At 68.1% G+C, this 17292-nt stretch carries 16 protein-coding genes and 1 tRNA gene; 8 read left to right on the top strand and 9 right to left on the bottom strand.

Annotation, left to right across the window (positions count from 1 at the left end; genetic code table 11):
* Positions 1 to 25 precede the first annotated feature (25 nt).
* The 3 genes from OOZ48_RS07305 (at position 26) to OOZ48_RS07295 (ending at position 2667) form a co-directional block, all read left to right on the top strand.
* Positions 26 to 1069, top strand: a complete 1044-nt coding sequence (locus OOZ48_RS07305; protein WP_269496936.1) for an aminoglycoside phosphotransferase family protein — start codon at positions 26 to 28, stop codon at positions 1067 to 1069.
* Positions 1069 to 1782 (top strand): N-acetylmuramate alpha-1-phosphate uridylyltransferase MurU, encoded by a 714-nt coding sequence (gene murU / locus OOZ48_RS07300; protein ID WP_269496935.1) that lies wholly within the window; start codon positions 1069 to 1071, stop codon positions 1780 to 1782. Before OOZ48_RS07305 ends, murU begins: the two co-directional genes overlap by 1 nt.
* Before the next feature lie 162 nt (positions 1783 to 1944).
* Positions 1945 to 2667: a hypothetical protein gene (locus OOZ48_RS07295; RefSeq protein WP_269496933.1), complete on the top strand. Its 723-nt coding sequence runs from the start codon at positions 1945 to 1947 to the stop codon at positions 2665 to 2667.
* A 14-nt stretch (positions 2668 to 2681) separates the two neighbouring features.
* Here OOZ48_RS07295 and glnQ read toward each other — a convergent pair whose 3' ends face one another.
* From glnQ to OOZ48_RS07260, 7 genes are all read right to left on the bottom strand, one after another.
* Positions 2682 to 3410: a glutamine ABC transporter ATP-binding protein GlnQ gene (gene glnQ, locus OOZ48_RS07290; protein WP_269496931.1), complete on the bottom strand. Its 729-nt coding sequence runs from the start codon at positions 3408 to 3410 to the stop codon at positions 2682 to 2684.
* Positions 3407 to 4246: an ABC transporter permease subunit gene (locus OOZ48_RS07285; RefSeq protein WP_269496929.1), complete on the bottom strand. Its 840-nt coding sequence runs from the start codon at positions 4244 to 4246 to the stop codon at positions 3407 to 3409. Before OOZ48_RS07285 ends, glnQ begins: the two co-directional genes overlap by 4 nt.
* An 88-nt stretch (positions 4247 to 4334) precedes the next feature.
* Positions 4335 to 5090: a glutamine ABC transporter substrate-binding protein GlnH gene (gene glnH, locus OOZ48_RS07280; protein ID WP_269496927.1), complete on the bottom strand. Its 756-nt coding sequence runs from the start codon at positions 5088 to 5090 to the stop codon at positions 4335 to 4337.
* A 106-nt stretch (positions 5091 to 5196) separates the two neighbouring features.
* Positions 5197 to 5985: a MetQ/NlpA family ABC transporter substrate-binding protein gene (locus OOZ48_RS07275; RefSeq protein WP_269496925.1), complete on the bottom strand. Its 789-nt coding sequence runs from the start codon at positions 5983 to 5985 to the stop codon at positions 5197 to 5199.
* A 17-nt stretch (positions 5986 to 6002) separates the two neighbouring features.
* Positions 6003 to 6662 carry a methionine ABC transporter permease gene (locus OOZ48_RS07270; RefSeq protein WP_269496923.1) on the bottom strand — a complete coding sequence of 220 codons (660 nt, stop codon included), beginning with the start codon at positions 6660 to 6662 and terminating at the stop codon, positions 6003 to 6005.
* Positions 6659 to 7669 (bottom strand): methionine ABC transporter ATP-binding protein, encoded by a 1011-nt coding sequence (locus OOZ48_RS07265; protein ID WP_269496921.1) that lies wholly within the window; start codon positions 7667 to 7669, stop codon positions 6659 to 6661. Before OOZ48_RS07265 ends, OOZ48_RS07270 begins: the two co-directional genes overlap by 4 nt.
* Before the next feature lie 233 nt (positions 7670 to 7902).
* A tRNA-Lys gene (locus OOZ48_RS07260) sits at positions 7903 to 7978 on the bottom strand.
* A gap of 63 nt (positions 7979 to 8041) precedes the next feature.
* On the opposite strand from OOZ48_RS07260, the gene OOZ48_RS07255 reads away from it, so the two are divergent.
* Positions 8042 to 8815, top strand: coding sequence for a metallophosphoesterase (locus tag OOZ48_RS07255; RefSeq protein WP_269496919.1), 774 nt, complete (start codon positions 8042 to 8044; stop codon positions 8813 to 8815).
* Between the two features lie 17 nt (positions 8816 to 8832).
* Here the strand turns inward: OOZ48_RS07255 and OOZ48_RS07250 are convergent, their stop codons facing one another.
* A complete protein-coding gene (locus OOZ48_RS07250; RefSeq protein WP_442867551.1) occupies positions 8833 to 11034 on the bottom strand; it encodes a glycoside hydrolase family 31 protein in 2202 nt (733 codons plus the stop codon).
* A gap of 119 nt (positions 11035 to 11153) precedes the next feature.
* Complete coding sequence (mnmD, locus tag OOZ48_RS07245; RefSeq protein ID WP_269496916.1) at positions 11154 to 13028, bottom strand: tRNA (5-methylaminomethyl-2-thiouridine)(34)-methyltransferase MnmD; 1875 nt, start codon at positions 13026 to 13028, stop codon at positions 11154 to 11156.
* An 87-nt stretch (positions 13029 to 13115) separates the two neighbouring features.
* Here mnmD and OOZ48_RS07240 point away from each other — a divergent pair, with 87 nt between their 5' ends.
* The 4 genes from OOZ48_RS07240 to mgtE all read left to right on the top strand — a co-directional run bounded on the left by OOZ48_RS07240 (position 13116) and on the right by mgtE (position 17177).
* The gene (locus OOZ48_RS07240; protein ID WP_269496914.1) at positions 13116 to 13955 is read left to right on the top strand and encodes an inositol monophosphatase family protein; all 840 of its coding nucleotides are present in this window, start codon (positions 13116 to 13118) and stop codon (positions 13953 to 13955) included.
* Positions 13952 to 15172, top strand: a complete 1221-nt coding sequence (locus OOZ48_RS07235) for a M20 aminoacylase family protein (RefSeq protein WP_269496912.1) — start codon at positions 13952 to 13954, stop codon at positions 15170 to 15172. The genes OOZ48_RS07240 and OOZ48_RS07235 overlap by 4 nt, the downstream gene beginning before the upstream one ends.
* Before the next feature lie 102 nt (positions 15173 to 15274).
* Positions 15275 to 15679 (top strand): acyl-CoA thioesterase, encoded by a 405-nt coding sequence (locus tag OOZ48_RS07230; protein WP_269496910.1) that lies wholly within the window; start codon positions 15275 to 15277, stop codon positions 15677 to 15679.
* A 13-nt stretch (positions 15680 to 15692) separates the two neighbouring features.
* Positions 15693 to 17177, top strand: a complete 1485-nt coding sequence (mgtE, locus tag OOZ48_RS07225) for a magnesium transporter (RefSeq protein WP_269496908.1) — start codon at positions 15693 to 15695, stop codon at positions 17175 to 17177.
* Positions 17178 to 17292: the final 115 nt, after the last annotated feature.

Genomic DNA, 17292 nt, shown 5'->3' with positions numbered 1-17292 from the left:
CGATTCCGATCCTCCCCGTTCCCCGATGAAGAACCCGACCACCCCCGATGCCCGCCTCGACGCCCTGATGCAGTGGCTGCGCAGCCTGCCGGCCGAACTCCGCCTCGAGCCCGACAGCCTGGCGCCGGTTTCGGGCGATGCGAGCTTCCGCCGATACTTCAGGATCGAGGGGCGCGGCGGCAGCCTCGTGATCATGGACGCCCCGCCGCCGCACGAGGACTGCGGTCCCTTCGTGCGCATCGCCCGGCAACTGGCTGCGGCGGGGCTGACCGTCCCGGACATTTTCGCACACGACACGGCCCGCGGCTTCCTGCTGCTGTCCGACCTCGGGCGGCAGACCTACTACGAGGCCATCCAGGCCGGCCTGGCGCCGCAAGACCTCCAGCGCCGCTACCGGGCGGCCCTGCGCGACCTTGCGCGAATGCAGCAGATCGCCTGCGACGACCTGCCGGTCTACGACGAGGCGCGCCTGCTCGACGAGCTCGCCCTGTTTCCGCAATGGTATCTGCAGACCCACCTGGGCCTGGCGCCCGATGCCGGCCGGCAGGCCGTCCTGCAGGCGGCCTTCGCCGTGCTGGCCCAGGACGTCGCCCGCCAGCCGCGGGTGTTCGTCCACCGGGATTTCCACTCGCCCAACCTGATGATCAACGAGGCCGGGACCGATGCCCCGCCCGGCATCATCGACTTCCAGGATGCCGTGTGCGGGCCGCTCAGCTATGACATCGCCTCTTTGGTCATGGACGCCCGCACCACCTGGGACGAACCCCAGCAACTGGACTGGGCGATCCGCTACTGGGAGGCCGCACGCGCCGCGGGCCTGCCCGTGCCCGCCGATTTCGCCGAGTTCCACCGGCAGTACGAGTGGATGGGCCTGCAGCGCAACCTGCGCATCCTGGGCGTGTTCGCGCGCCTGTCGCACCGCGATGGCAAGCACCACTATCTGGACCACATGCCGCGCGTGGGCGCCTACGTGCGCCAGGTGGCTGGACGCTACGGGGTCTTCCATCCCCTGTTGCGCATGCTGGACCAGGCCGAGCAGGTCCAGGCCACCGACGGCTATTCATTCTGATGCGGGCCATGATCCTGGCCGCGGGGCGCGGCGAACGGATGCGCCCGCTGACCGACACCTGTCCCAAGCCCCTGCTGCACGCGGGCGGGCAGGCCCTCATTGCCTGGCACATCCGCCGGCTGGCGGCGGCCGGCATCCCGGACATCATCGTCAATCACGCCTGGCTGGGCGCGCAGATCGAGGCCGCGCTGGGCGACGGGCGGGCCTACGGGGTCCGGATCGCCTACTCGCCGGAGCCTCGGGCGCTCGAGACGGCAGCCGGCATCGCCCGCGCCCTGCCGTTCTTCGGCGAGGAACCCTTTCTCGTCGTCAACGGCGACATCTGGTGCGACTGGGACTTCGGCCGGGCCGCCCGGATCGCCGCCACCCTGGGTACGCGGACCCTGGCGCACCTCGTGCTGGTGGACAACCCGGCACACCATCCGGCGGGCGACTTCGTCCTGGCGCCCGACGGCCGCCTCATCCCGGGGCCTGGCGACGCCCTGACCTTCGCCGGCATCGGCCTCTACCGCCGCGAACTATTCGCCGGGGTGCCGACCGGGCAGCCGGCGCCGCTGGCACCCCTGCTGCGGGCGGCCATCGACCAGGGCCAGATCACCGGCGAACGCCACGATGGCCACTGGGTGGACGTCGGCACCCCCGAGCGCCTGCAGGCGCTCGACGAGTGGCTGCGCGTCCGGGCCGGCGACGACGGGCGGCGCGTACGCTGCTAAACTTTCGGCTGCGGCGCCATGCGCGCCGGCGACGATTCTTTTCCGTGTCTGGCAAATCGAAACGGTCTATGTGCGCAGACCGTTCGGGCCACGCAAGCGTTTAAGCTTCAGGATTTCGCGAGGCCCGTGGCCTCGGACACACCGCTGCACAGGAATGCACCCATGTCTTTCGGTTCTTCGAAACGTCCCGCTTTCAAACCCACCCCCTACGGCCATACACGGCAGCGCAGGGGCATCCCGCGCTGGCTGGTGCTGCTGATCAGCGGCATCGTCCTCGGTGCCGGCGGCGTGGTGTTCCTGCAGCGCAGCTACGGCCCTCCCCGGCTGACCGCCGAGCAGTCCGAGCAACTGCGCATGGACCTGAATTCCGCAAACATCGAGAAACAACAATTGCAGACCCAGGCCAAGCAACTGCGCACCGAGGTCGAGCAGGCGCGCCAGGCACTGGCGGAGCAGACCCGCACGCTGGATCAGCTGCGCGAGGACCACACCGCCATGCAATCCGGCGTGGCCGAACTGATCGCGGCCATCCCGCCCGATCCGCGCGGCACCTCGCCGGGCATCCGTGCGGCCGACATGATCGTGCGCGACAACCTGCTGGCCTATAGCGCGCTGCTGATCCAGGATCTGCCGGAAGGCGCCACCGAGGTCCCCGCCTTCGACGGCGAGGTCAAGCTCGTGGCCGCCGGCCAATACCGCAGCGGGCAGACCGTCTACGTCGACATCGCCACCCTGCCCCTGCACATGATGCGCTACACGCAAGTCAAGGGCGAGACCGAGCTGCCCAAAGGCTTTCGCGCGCGCCAGGTGACCATTCAGATCACCGCCGCGGGCGCCGACAAGATCGTGTCCACCCGAACCATCCGGGTCGTGGCGGGCAAATAAGACAGGTGGGCCGCTCAGGCCACGTGCTGCAGAAAGTCCTTCAGGCGCTGGGTGGGCGGGTTGCTGAGCAGGGCTTGGGGTTCGCCGTCCTCGGCGATCTTGCCCTGATCCATGAATATCAGGCGGCTGCCGACCTTGCGGGCGAACTCCATCTCGTGGGTGACCACGATCATGGTCATGCCCTCCTCGGCCACGTCCTGCATCACCCGCAAGACCTCATGGCGCAGCTCCGGATCCAGCGCCGAGGTGGGTTCGTCGAACAGCATCAGCAGCGGCTTGATCGCCAAGGCGCGCGCGATGGCCACGCGCTGCTGCTGGCCGCCCGACAATTGCCCGGGATAATGCCCCGCCCGTTCGGCCAGGCCGACCTTCGAGAGCAGGCTGCGGGCGAGCTCGTCGGCGCGGGCGCGCGGCATGCCGCGCGCATGGACGGGGCCGAACATGACGTTCTCGAGGGCTGTGAGCTGGGGAAACAGGTTGAACTGCTGGAACACCATGCCCGCCTCGCGGCGCAGCTCGCGCACCTGGGCCGGGGTGCCGCGGACGCTTTGCCCGTTGACGACGATGTCGCCGCCCTGGATCGTTTCCAGCACATTGATGCAGCGCAGGAAGGTGGACTTGCCCGAGCCCGAGGGCCCCACCACCACCACGACCTCGCCCGGCTCGATGCTCAGGTCGATCCCATCCAGGACCACATTGTCGCCGAAGCGCTTGGTGACGTTCTTGAATTCGACGATGCTCATACGATCCGCGTCCTGTGTTCGATGAATTTGAGGACCAGCGCGATGAATCCGGTCAGGATCAGGTAGATCACGGCGACGGCGCCCCAGATCTCGACCGCCCGGAAATTGCCGGCGATGATTTCCTGTCCCTGGCGGGTGAGCTCGGCCACGCCGATGACGATGAACAGCGACGAATCCTTGAGGCTGATGATGCACTGGTTGCCCATGGTGGGGATCATGCGGCGCAAGGCGACGGGCCCGATGATGTGCAGCAGGATCTTGTGGAACGGCAGGCCCATCGCCTGGCCCGCCTCGTGCAGCCCCTTGGGCACCGATTGCAGCCCGCCGCGGACGATCTCGGCGATATAGGCGCCCGAGTTGATCATCAGGGTAAAGACCGCCGCGGAAAATCCGTCGATGCGCAGGCCCACGATCAGCGGCAGCGCGAAATAGATGAACATCACCTGCACCACGATGGGAGTGCCCCGGATCACCAGGACGTAGACCTGGGCGACGAAAGACAGCGCCAGGGGGATCCACGCGTGGAAGCGCCAGACCAGCAGGGCGAGGATGGCCAGCCGCATGATCCACCAGGCCCAGTCGGGCACCCCGCCCAGGATGCCGTCGCCCAGCCAGAACGCCAGTTGCAGGATCCAGTAGATCACCACCACGCCGATCACCGACAGGATGGCGGAGCGCCAGGTCACGGGGACCCTGACATAGGTGGTGACCACGCCGGACAGGGCGCCTATGACAGTGCCGCCGATGAGGCCGAGCAGCGTGATCTGGATCGTCATCAAAGTGCCATCGAGCAGGTCGGGCATCGCTGCCCAGATGGCGGACCATTCAAAAGTCACGTTCGTCACCCCCGTGGAAAAGATCGCCCCGAAGACAAGCGGCGATCGAGTGGTGCCACTCGATCGCCGCGCGCCCGTGCCGGATGCCTTACTTGGCGGCGTCGGCCTTCTTGCCGAACCAGGTCTCGTAGAGCTTGTCGTAGGTGCCGTTGGCCTGCAGCTCCGCCAGCGCCTTGTTCACGACGGGAACCAGTTCGCTGCCCTTGGGGAAAGCGATGCCGTAGAAGTCGCCGCTCTTGAGGGAACCCACGACCTTGACCTTGCCCTGGCCAGCGGTCTTGGCGTAGTACTGCACGTTGGGTGTATCGTGCACCACGGCGTCGACGCGGCCGGTGGCCAGTTCGAGGAAGGCGTTGTCGATGTTGGGAAAGAGCTTGAGCTTGGCCGAAGGCACATTGGCCTTCAGGTAATCCACGGTCGCCGTGCCGATCTTGACCGCCACGGTCTTGCCCTCGAGGTCGGCGGCTGCCTTGATCGGGCTGTCGTTGGCCACCAGGATGGCCAGGCCGCTCTCGTAGTAGGGGTCCGAGAAGTCGATGACCTTGGCGCGGTCCTCGCGGATCGTGATGCCGGCCAGCGCCACGTCCAGGTTATGCGTCTGCAGTCCCGGGATGATGCCGTTGAAGTCCATCGGCTGGAGCTTGTACTTCAGGCCGGCCTGCTTGGCGATCGCCTCCCAGAGCTGGATGTCGAATCCGGTGTATTTTCCATCCTGCTTGAACTCGAAGGGAACGAAGGCGGTGTCAGTCGCCACGATCAGTTCCTTGTCCGCGGCCTGGGCGGCGGGCAGCGCGAGGGCCAGGGTCAGGCCAAGCAGCATGGCTTTGAAAGTCTTGGGCAGCATAGAGGTCTCCTTGTGGGATGGTTTCTGCTATCTGGGTTTTTTTTCAGGTGTCATGTTAACGGAAAAACCCGTCACCAACGTGGTTTCCGCCGGATATCCGCCGCGATCAGAAGGCCGGGACGATGGCGCCCTTGTAGTGCTCGAGGATGTACTGGCGCACTTTCTCGGTGTGCAGCGCGGCGACCAGCTTGCCGATCGCGGGATCGTCCTTGCGCTCGGCGGTGGTCACCACGATGTTCGCGTAGGGCGAATCCGAGCCTTCGATGAAGAGCGCATCCTTGACCGGGTTCAAGCCGGCCTCGAGGGCGTAGTTGGTGTTGATCAAGGCCACGTCCACGTCCGGCAGCACGCGCGGCAGGGTGGCCGCCTCGAGCTCGTGGAACTCGAGATGCTTGGGATTCTCGACCACGTCGCGCGCCGTCGCGAGAATATTGCCGGGATCCTTGAGCGTGATCAGGCCCTGCTTCTGCAACAGCAGCAGTGCGCGCGCGCCATTGGACGGGTCATTGGGAATGGCCACCTTGGCGCCGTCCTTGAGGTCCTTGATGTCCTTGATCTTTTGCGAATAGGCGCCGAAAGGCTCGACGTGGACCAGGCCGACCGTCACGAGCTTGGTGCCGTGCTCCTTGTTGAAGGAATCCAGGTAAGGCTGGTGCTGGAAGAAATTCACGTCGATCTGCTTGTCGGCGACCTGCAGGTTGGGTTGCACGTAATCCGTGAACACCTTGATGTCCAGGTCGACGCCTTCCTTGGCGAGGTCGGGCTTGACGAACTCCAGCAGCTCGGCGTGCGGAACCGGCGTCGCAGCGATCGAGAGCGTGGCGGCCTGCGCCGGAGCAGCGAAAGCCAGGGGTAGCGCCAGCGCCAGCACGGGCGCGAATTTCTTGAGCAACATGGTCAATCTCCTAAAAATTACTTCCTGTTCATCTTGGCGACCCAACGGTCGCCAAAAACCTGCAAAACCTGGACCATCACCACGAGGATCAGCACGGTGACGACCATCACGTCGGTCTGGTAGCGCTGATAGCCGAAGCGCAGCGCCAGGTCGCCCAGGCCGCCGCCGCCGATCACGCCGGACATGGCGGAATAGCCGACCAGGGTGATGGCGGTGACGACGATCGCCGCCAGAATCCCGGTGGTGGCCTCGGGAATCAGGGCCCACAGCACGGTCTGCCGGGAATTGGCCCCCATCGCGCGGCAGGCCTCGCTCACACCCGGATCGAGTTCGCGCAGCACGTTCTCGACCAGGCGCGCGAAAAACGGCGCCGCGCTGGCCACCAGCGGCGGAATCGCGCCCTGCACCCCCAACGCCGTGCCCGCCAGCACCCGCGTCAGCGGAATCATCACGATCAGCAGGATGAGGAAGGGCACCGAGCGCAACACGTTCACCACGAAGGCGACCGTCTGGTAGACGGCCCGGTTGTCCAGGACCTGGCCGGGCGCCGTCAGGAACAGCAGCACGCCCACCGGCAGGCCGATCAGCACCGTGAACAACAAGGAAAACCCGGTCATCAGCAAAGTGTCGATCGACGCCTTGCCGATCAGCCACCAATCCACGTTCGCAAGCATCATGGCCTCAATAATTCATGATCGACCCCGGCGTCGGAGAGCATCGCATCCAGCCGCGCCAGGCTCTCGTCCGGCCCCTGGACACAGACCACCAGTTGCCCGAAAGGCGTGTCCTTGATCCGCCCCACCGAGCCTTGCAGGATGCTGAGGTCCAGCGACAGTTCGCGGCTGATCCGGCTGAGCAAGGGCTGGACGGTGGCGTCCCCGCGGAAGCTCAGGCGCAGCAGGCGGCCCGTGAGGCCGTCGGCCATGGCGCGCCAGCCTTCGGCATCCATCCCGCTTTCGGACAACAGGGACTGCGTGGCGTCGTGCCGGGGATGCAGGAAGACCTCCAGGACCTCGCCGGACTCCACGATGCGGCCCGCCTCGATCACCGCCACCCGGTCGCAGACCGCACGGATCACGTCCATGCTGTGCGTGATCAGGACGATGGTCAGGCCCAGGCGCCGGTTGATGTCGCCCAGCAGGCGCAGGATCGACTGGGTCGTCTCGGGGTCGAGCGCCGAGGTCGCCTCGTCGCACAGCAGCAGCCGCGGGCGGTTGGCCAGGGCGCGGGCGATGCCCACGCGCTGCTGCTGGCCGCCGGACAGCTGGCCCGGGTACTTGTGCGCATGATCCGACAGGCCGACCAGGGCCAGGACCTCGCGCGCCCGTGCCAGCCGCGCATCCCGCGTCATGCCCGCGAGCCGCAGCGGAAAGCACACATTGTCCAGGACGGTGCGCGAGCGCAGCAGGTTGAAATGCTGGAACACCATGCCGACGCCGCGGCGGTATTCGCGCAACTGGGCGTCGCTGAACGCCGTGATGTCGCGTCCGTCGACCTTGACCGCGCCCTCGGTGGGCCGCTCGAGCAGGTTCAGCATGCGGATCAGCGTGCTCTTGCCCGCGCCCGAACGGCCGATGATGCCGAACACCTCGCCCTGGCGGATCGCCAGGTTCACATCGGCCAGGGCATGCACCGCACGCCCGCCCGAATGATAGGTTTTACGGATGTCCTCGAGATCGATCAAGATACATAATCACTCATGAAGGCCGCCCATCGGTCGGACGGGCGGCGAGGCACAATTTAACATAGCAAAACCAATGAAAGATCCACTAGCTTATTTTCATTGGTTATATGAAAACACATCGTTCCAGGGGCCATCCCCATGCGAAGTCCCCATGCGAAGTCCCTATGCGAAGTCCCCATGCGAGGCCGCCATGAGAAAGCGCCAGCCCCTTTCGGGACTGGCGCCTGGGATCCTGGTGGGTCGTGCGCGGCTCGAACGCGCGACCAACGGATTAAAAGTCCGGTGCTCTACCGACTGAGCTAACGACCCAACATAAGCCTTAAATTATCGCTTTTGCCGAAAATCCTGTCAAATAAAGGAATCAGCCCCGCCATGGACAATACCAATCTGCGCCTGCACATCCTGTCGGACCTGCACCTCAGCGTCCAGGGCATGCCGCCGCCCGAGGTCCACGCCGACCTCACCATCCTCGCCGGCGACGTCGCGCGGCCGGCGGCGGCCATGCAATGGGCCGGATCGCTGGGACGGCCGGTGCTCTACGTGCCCGGCAATCATGAATTCTACGGCGGCAACATCGGCGGCACCCGCCGGCAACTGGCCGACCTGGCCGCCGAGCACGGCGTCCACCTGCTGGACCAGGACAGCCTGGTGTTCGGCGGCGTGCGCTTCCTCGGGGCCACCCTGTGGACCGACTTCCAGTTGTTCGGGCCGGAACTGTGCGCCTCGGCCCAGGACAAGACCGAGGCCTTCATGCGCGATTTCCAGGTCATCCGCAATACCGACGGCAGCCGCTACACGCCCGCCGATGCCTGTGCGCTGTTCGAGGCCCAGTACGACTGGCTCGACAAGGCGCTGGACGAACCCTTCGAGGGCCCCACGGTGGTCGTCACGCATCACGCCCCCAGCATGCGCAGCGTGCATCCGCGCTTTGCCGATTCGCTGATCAGCGCCGGCTTTGCCTCGGACTGCACGGCGCTGATGGGGCGCGCGATCCTGTGGATACACGGGCACACGCACGACAGTTTCGACTATTCCGTGCGCGGCACCCGGGTGATCTGCAACCCACGCGGCTATTTTCGCGACGGCACGCCCGAAAACCCGTCGTTCGACCCGACGCTGCGGATCGACATTCCGCTGCGGCCGTAAGCAGCCTCGCCCTAACGCTAACGCGCCCGCGAGATCCGCACCTCGGCGCCGCGGCGCTTGACCTCCAGCCCCTCGGACGGCAGGATGCGCAAACCCTCCAGCCCCTTGATGTAGCTGGAGCCCTGCATCTGCATGACGCGGATCTTGTTGCGCATGACGACCGGGCTGTGCTCGGGCATGCCGAACATCCAGACCTCGTCCAGGATGCGGGCGGAATTGATCTCGCCGGTGTGCTGGGCGACCGGCCCCAGGCACAGCATGTGGCCTTCCCGGCCGAACACCGGCAAGGTGTCCAGCCCAGGCGCCATCGCCAGCCGTGTTCCGCCTTCGTAGCGCCAGCCCGTGTTCAGGTCCCACCAGGCGGCCCCCTCGGGCAGGTAGACCTCGAGGCGCCCGCCCGGGCCCATCACCGGCGCCACCAGCAAGGCGGGGCCCAGCAGATACTGGGTATCCCAGGCGTGGGCCTGCACATCGTCTGGAAACGCCTGCGCCATGGACCGTTGCACCGGCAGGCCGGTGCGCACCGCGTCCTCGATGATGCCCGACACGTACGGCACCAGCCGGTAGCGCCAGCGCAACCAGTGCGCCACCAGTTCGCGCGTCGCCGCGTCGAAGGCGTCGGGCATGAGGGCCGGGTGTCCCTGGATACTGAAGTTGGCCGAGAACACGCACATCGCCAGCCAGCGCAGGTAGAGCTCGCTGTCCATGCCGTCCGTCGGCCGCCCCGCACAGCCCAGGCCGTGGGTTTGCACCGCGATGCCGCTGTTGCCGACAGCCAGGGCGGCGCGCAGCGTGCGCGCATACCCGTCCCAGTCGTTGTCGACATCGGGCCCCTGTTGCCAGGCGTAGCGCTGGGCGCCGGGAAACAGGTCGCGGCTGGGGAGCACGCCTTCCTGGGGCGTCTTTTGGCCGGCCACGGCATCGAACAGCGCCTGCCGGGCGAGATGTGGATAGAGGGTGCGCAACACCGCGCCGGATTCCCCGCCGCGCGCCTGGACCGTGTCCGGAATATCGAACTGCGCGCGGCACGCCGGCGCCGCCAGTCCTTCCTCGGCGGCTTGCGCATGGCGCTCGGACCAGAGCCGGTAGACGTCCTTGTGGGTCAGGTCCAGCAGGGCGAACTCGCGTCCATCGGTGACGGGTTCGCCGGGAAAGATCTGTGCCTCGCCGTCCTCGCCCGCCAGCAGCCAGCCGCGGTCCTCCCATTCGGCAAACAGCGGGGTGTCGCGCAGCACGCCCGGGAAGCTGGCGCCTGCCACGTGCACGTCGAGGCCACTGCAGGCGGCGGAAAATTCGCGCCAGTCCGGCAGGCGCTGCGACCATTCGAAGATCGGCTTGTCGGCCTGGAACCCCAGCGCGGCCGGCGGCGCCAGCCTGAGCGCATCGAGGGCAAAGCCCTGTTCGCGCATCCCCCGGATCTGGCGCAGGGATGCGGCCGCGGCCTGCGCGGGCGCCTGGTCCAGCCAGACGCCCATGGGCCATAGGCCGGGCTGCCCCGCCCGGCCGGTGAGGGCGGTGTACTGGTTGAGGATCTCGGACGGATCGCCCACGAAGAGGAATACATCGAACCGGGCGCCGGCCGCACGGATGCAATAGGCGTCGGCATCGGCAGCCACGTCGTGCTCGACGCGATCCAGCGTATTCACATAGAGGCCCCAGCCGCGCGGGCTCCAGGCCAAGGGCAGCATCCGGGCGGCGGGATCATCGGACACCAGCCGGATGCCGCGCCGATCGAGATCGCCCTGGGTCTCGCCCAAGCCGAACAGCCCTTCGTCCTCGCCCAGCGCAACGCCGAACCGCCAGACCCGTTCGTCGCCCTGGCCTTCGGCGCCGAAGGCGCCGGGCAGGCTTTCGAGCACCGGCTGATCGGCGCGCAGGACTTGCAGGTCGAAGGCTGCGGCCTCGAGCCGCAAGGTGGCATCCCCCTGGACGATCTGCCAACCAGCGCCGTCGGTCAGCGGCTGGCAGCTGAGCTCACCCACCGCCTCTTGGCGCGCGAGCAGCAGCTCGGCATGCCGCTGGGCGCGCAACGTCGGCTTGTCGGGATCCAGCAGCCGCTGTTCACCGCAGCGCAGCCGGAAAACCCCCGGCGCATGGGCCTCGATCCTGAAACGCAGGTCGCCGCCCCCGAGTGCAAAATCCACGCGGGAGGTATTGGCGCTGACAAATTTCAGACCTGTTTCGAGCATTTGGCCAGCCAGTTCCGATTTGGGCGACACAGCGTGATCCCCTGGGCATGAACCCGTGTGAGTCGTACAAAAGCCATTATTCTGACGGATTTGCGCCATAAAATAAAATCCCGCGCGTCTTTACGCCGACCTCAGGGACCCGGATCCGCTCAGCGCGGCCGCACGCGCCGCGCCAGTTCGCGCTCAATGGGCGCCGGCTCCGCGTCCAGGTCCGCACCCAGCATCTCGCCCGCCAGCGCCGACCAGCTCAGGCCGCGCGAACCATACGCGCAGGCCAGCCACAGCCCGGGCGCACCCGGCACCGCGCCGATGACGGGCAAGTGGTCGGCGGTCGCGGCGCGCCATCCCGCCCAGCCCTCGGGCGCCGCGGCATCCAGCCAAGGCACCGCGCCATCGGGTAGCCAGCCGGCCAACTGGGTCCGGATGTCCCGATGCCCCGCGGCATCGGCCACGCTTTCGGCAACGTCCGGTCGATAGGTGCTGCCGGCAAGGCCCCAGCCCATGCGCGGCGGCAGGCAATAGCCCTTGCCCGAGAGGATGCAGCGCGGCACGTCCGCCCCCGGGACGCCGGGCGGCACCCGGAACAGGCTGACCTGTCCGGCCAGGCGCTGCACGGCGGCCAGCTTCGGCAAGACCGCCCCGGGCGCGCCGCGCGCGAGCAGGGCGCCCGCCTCGGCGGCATTGGCCAGGACCACCCGGTCGGCCTCCTGGAGCACCCGGCCCTCGCGATCCAGCAGGCGCCAGCCGCCGTCGCCGTTCGCCTGCAGGCCGTGGATGCGCAAGGCATGGGTCCGCACCCCCGGCACCCCCAACAGCGCCGGCAGCAGCGCGCCCGGTCGCAGCAGCAGCGCCTGCTCGAACCACAGGCCGCCTTCGCACAGCGGCACCCCGGCCTGGGCGCCGGCCGCGGCCGCATCGAGCCAGCGGACCCAGCCGTGCGGAAAAGCCAGTGCCTCGAGGGCGGCGCGCTGTGCCGCCGCCTCGTCCGCAGTCTGCGCGCAGACCAGTGCGCCGCAGGCTTCGGGGCGCGCCGGCGCCGGCAGGCCCAGCCAGCGCCGGCGCGCGCAGGCCAGCCCGGCACGGCTCAGCCGCGAGCGGGTGTCGTCATCGATGGTGAGGGCGGGCACCAGGGCGGCGGCGCCGCGCAGGCGCAATGCCGCGTCGGGCACCTGCGCCAGGGCCGGATCGTAGACCTGCACCGCATGGCCGCGCAGGGCCAGGGACTGGGCGATGCCCGCGCCCGCCAGGCCGCCGCCGACCACAGCGACCCGCCGGGGGCCCGACGCCTGCGCGCGCGCCCCCAGGCCGGGGCGCAGGACGGCCACCGTCATGTCCCGCTTGCCGCCGAACCCGGGCGCTTTCTCCACCAGGAAGCCCGCATCGCGCAAATCGCGGCGTACCTGTCCGGCGCTGCACCAGGTGGCCGCGGTGGCCCCCGCGGCGGCCAGGCGGCGCAATTGCCCAAAGAGTGCCGGCGTCCACATTTCGGGATTCATCGCCGGCGCGAAGCCATCGAGGAAGAACGCATCCACGCGGGCCTCCGCCTGGGGCGCCATGCGGCGCACCGAGCCGAAAGCCAGGGTCAGGGTCACGGCGCCGCCCTCGAATTCCAGGCGGTGCAGCCCCGGCGTCAGGGGCGGCCAACCCACGACCAGCGCCTCGGCCAGCGCCGCCAACGGCGGCGGCAGGCGCGGGGACAGGGCGCGGCGCAGATCGGCGGCCTCGAAAGGATGCGCCTCGAAGGCCAGATAATGCAGGCGGCGGCTGTGCCCCGGATCGTCGCGCCACGCCTGCCAGGCCGCCAGGAAATTCTGTCCCAGGCCGAAACCAGTCTCGCAAATGGTGAAGGCCGGCCTGTCCCGCCAGCGTCCGGGCAGGCGGTTGCCGCCCAGGAATACGTGCCGGGCTTGCGCCAGCGCCCCCGAGGCACTGTGATAGACATCGCCGTACTGGCTGCTGCACGGTACGCCCTGCGCATTGAAGTGCAGGCGCGCCGCCTGCAGCGCTTCATAACTTCCTGACATGCAAGACCCTCGAGGGCTCACGTACAATGCATGGGAACGCCATGGGCCGCCCTGGCCCGACGGCGCCGCACAGGGGCCTCCCACGCCATGCAAGCTTCGCATTTCCTGTCGGCCGACTGCATGGACGCCGCCGTGACCGCGGCGCACGCCGCAGCCGCCATTCTACAGACCCACGCCCTGCACCGGGCGGACCTGGTCATCGATTTCAAGATGCGCAACGACCTCGTGTCCCAGGCCGACCGCGAGGCCGAACGCGCCATTGTCGACATCCTGTCCCAGCGCACGCCCGACATCGGCATCATTGCCGAGGAAAGCGGCGGTCGGCGGGGCGCACAGGCGACCTGGTATGTCGATCCGCTGGACGGCACCACCAATTTCCTCAGCGGCATTCCGCACTACGCCGTCTCGATCGCCCTGGTCGGGCACGCCGGCGCCACCGTGAGCGGCCCCGATCCGCTGACGCACGACACCCCGCTGATCGGTGTGGTCTACGATCCCAACCGCGAGGAACTGTTCTCCGCCATGCTCGGCATCGGCGCCTGGTCCAATGGCCGGCGCATCCAGTGCTCCGGCACCGAGAACCTCAGCGACTCGGTCCTGGCCACGGGCTTTCCATTCCGGGACTTTTCGTTCGAACACCAGTACATGCCCACGCTGCGCGAGGCCATGGGCGCCACGCGAGGCGTCCGCCGCCTGGGATCGGCGGCCCTGGACCTGGCCTGGACCGCCTGCGGGCGCTACGACGGCTACTGGGAAATGGGGCTGTCCCCCTGGGACGTGGCGGCCGGCGTCGCGCTGGTGCGCGCCGCCGGCGGCGTCTGCGAGGACATCCACCATCGCCAGCCCTGGCCCGAGGGCGGCTACGTCTATGCCGCCAACCCGCAGGTCGCCGACGCCCTCGACGCCATGATCGCCAAGCACCTATGACTGCACACGACGTCCTCGACACCCTGGGATCCTGGCGCGAGGAATTCACCGCCGTCCGCCGCGCCATCCATGCCTGGCCCGAGCTCGCCTTCCAGGAGGTGCGCACGGCCGATACCGTCGCCGACCTCCTGGAATCCTGGGGCATCGAAACCCATCGCGGCCTCGGTGTCACGGGCGTGGTCGGACGGATCACCGGACGCGCCTCGGGCGGGTCGATCGGCCTGCGCGCCGACATGGACGCCCTGCCCATGGCCGAATCCAACACCTTCCCGCACGCCAGCCGCAATCCGGGCGTCATGCATGCCTGCGGCCATGACGGCCACACCGCCATGCTGCTGGCCGCCGCCCGCCACCTGGCGCTCGACCGTGCGTTCGAGGGCACGGTCCACGTGATCTTCCAACCCGCCGAGGAAGGCCAGGGCGGCGCGCGGCGCATGATCGAGGACGGGCTGTTCGAGCTGTTCCCGATGGACGCGGTGTTCGGCATGCACAACTGGCCCGGCATCCCGACGGGCGCCTTCGCCCTGACCCCTGGCCCCATCATGGCCTCCAGCAGCACCTTCGAGGCCGTCGTCACCGGCCGGGGCGCCCACGGCGCCATGCCGCACCTGGGTGTGGACCCCGTCGTCGCCGCCGCCCAACTCACCCTGGCCTACCAGGGCATCATCACGCGCAACCTCGATCCGCTCGAGCCCGCCGTCATCAGCGTCACGCAAATCCACACCGGCTCGGCGGACAATGTGATCCCCGACCAGGCTATCCTGCGCGGCACCGTGCGCACCCTGTCCGAGGCCGCGCTGGACGTGATCGAGACGCGCATGGACGAGATCACCCGCGGGATCGGGGACGCCCTGGACTGCGCGACCGAGTTCCGCTTCGACCGCCGCTATCCCGCCACCGTCAACCATCCCGCCGAGTCCGCCTTCTGCGCCGAGGTTCTGCGCGAACTCGTGGGCGCGGAACACGTCCAGACCGATGTCCGGCCCTCCATGGGGGCCGAGGATTTCGCCTTCATGCTGCAGGCCCGCCCCGGCTGCTACGTCTGGATCGGCAACGGCTCCGGCGACCACCGCGACGCCGGCCACGGCCTGGGGCCCTGCACCCTGCACAACGGCAGCTACGATTTCAACGACGCCCTAATCCCGCTGGGCGCCGCCTATTGGGTGATGCTCGCGCGCCGCTGGCTCGCACGCCGCCGGCCGCAACCGCCCGGCTGACACAGTTCCGTCCCCAGGCTTGCCGTAAAATACGGCGACTTCCCCGGGGGCCCCGCCCCAAGATCCGCGCCGGCCGGCGTCCGCACTGCGAAAGGCCACCCCATGACCAGAGACATCTTCGACACCCTGCCCGCCCCAGAGCGCCACGCGGTGCTGCGCGTCATGCCCATGCCGGCCGACGCCAATATCCACGGCGATGTCTTCGGCGGCTGGATCATGTCGCAGGTCGACATCGCGGGCTCGATCCCGGCTGCACGGCGCGCCGGCGGCCGGGTGGCCACCGTCGCCGTCAACGCCTTCACTTTCAAGCATCCCGTGTTCGTCGGGGACCTGCTCAGCTTCTACGCCGACATCGTCCGCACGGGGCGCACCTCGATCACTATATCGGTCGAGGTCTACGCCGAGCGCCAGCGCCTGACGGTCGAGGTCGTCAAGGTCACCGAGGCGACGCTGACCTACGTCGCCACCGACGAGCAGCGCCGCAGCCGTCCCCTGCCACCGATCTGATGCCGGAGCCATCATGCCGGATATACAGCACAGTTCGGAGAGCACCCCGCTGATCATCCCGCGCCGGCTCGATCCGGAGGATGCACAGCTGGCGCTGCAGGAACTCCAGGCCATCCTGAAACGCCAGGAGGTCGTGGACGCGATCGCACAGCGCCAGAACGTGGACGAGGACGAGGACGCCTCGAACCTGCTCGAGGGCATGCTGCAACGCCAGCACGAGGACGAGATCCGCCAGATCGTCAACGTGCTGCACCCCGCCGACATCGCCTTCATCCTGGAATCCCTGCCCGTGCAGCAGCGCCAGGCGGTCTGGCACCTGGTCGGCCAGGAACACGACGCCGACGTGCTGCTGGAGGTCGAGGACTGGGTCCGCGAGTCGCTGATCGAGTCCATGGACCACGAGGACCTGATCGCCGCGACCGAGACCATGGACGCGGACGAGATCGCGGACATCGCCCCGGACCTGCCCCCCGATGTCATCGCCGAGGTCCAGAAGGGCCTGACCGACGCCGAGCGCGCCCAACTGATCGAGGCCATGGGCTATCCCGAGGACACGGTCGGCGCCATCATGGATTTCGAGATGGTGCGGGTGCGCGAGGACGTCACGCTGGAGGTCGTGCTGCGCTACCTGCGCCGCCTGCACGAACTGCCCGACCACACCGACCAGGTCTTCGTGGTCGATCGCCTCGACCGCCTGCGCGGCACGCTGTACCTGTCCAAGCTGCTGGTCAGCGAGCCCGACACGCTGGTCGCCGACGTGATGAAGACCGATTTCCTCAGCCTCAATCCGCTGGACTCGGACGCCGATGCGGCCGGCGCCTTCGAGCGCTATGACCTGGTGTCCGCGCCGGTGGTCGACGACCAGGGCCGCCTGGTCGGCCGCGTGACCATCGCCGAGGTGGTCGACGTGCTGCAGGAAGACTCGCACGAACAGGAACTGTCGCGCGCCGGTCTGCAAGAGGAGGACATCTTCGCCCCGGTGCTCAGCGCCTTGCGCAACCGCGCCCCCTGGCTGCTGATCAATCTGTGCACGGCCTCGATCGCATCGCTGGTGGCCTCGCGCTTCGAGGACACGGTCAGCCACATCGTGATCCTGGCGTTCCTGATGTCGATCGTCGCGGGGATCGGCGGCAATTCGGGGAACCAGACGATGACCATGATCATCCGCGCCATGGCGACGGGCCGCGTGACGGGCGCCAATATCTGGCAGTTGGTCAAGCGCGAGCTGCAGGTGACGTTTCTGGTGGGTGCCTGCGGCAGCCTGGTGGCGGCGACTTTCGCCTGGCTGATCTCGGAATCCTACGCGGTGGCCGGCGTGATGATGGCGGCGATGGTCGGCAACATGCTGATCGGCGCCGCGCTGGGCGTGCTGATCCCGCTGCTGCGCGACCGCTTCGGCAAGGACCCGGCCGTGGGATCCTCGGTGCTGCTGACGTTCGCGACCGACTCGCTGGGCTTTTTCCTGTTCCTGGGACTGGCGACGATTTTCCTGCTGTGATGTCTTCCTGGTTCAGGCACTGCCTGCGGCTGGCCGGCGCAAGAGCAAACTGCCTCAAACACGAGCCTCAGCCCCAGGCGCCCAAAAGAAAACGGGGGCCGCAGCCCCCGTCATC

It is taken from the genome of Castellaniella sp. S9, from assembly GCF_027257175.1.
In the GTDB taxonomy this organism is placed as follows: Bacteria; Pseudomonadota; Gammaproteobacteria; order Burkholderiales; family Burkholderiaceae_B; genus Castellaniella.
This window is presented reverse-complemented; position numbering and strand designations above follow the sequence as displayed.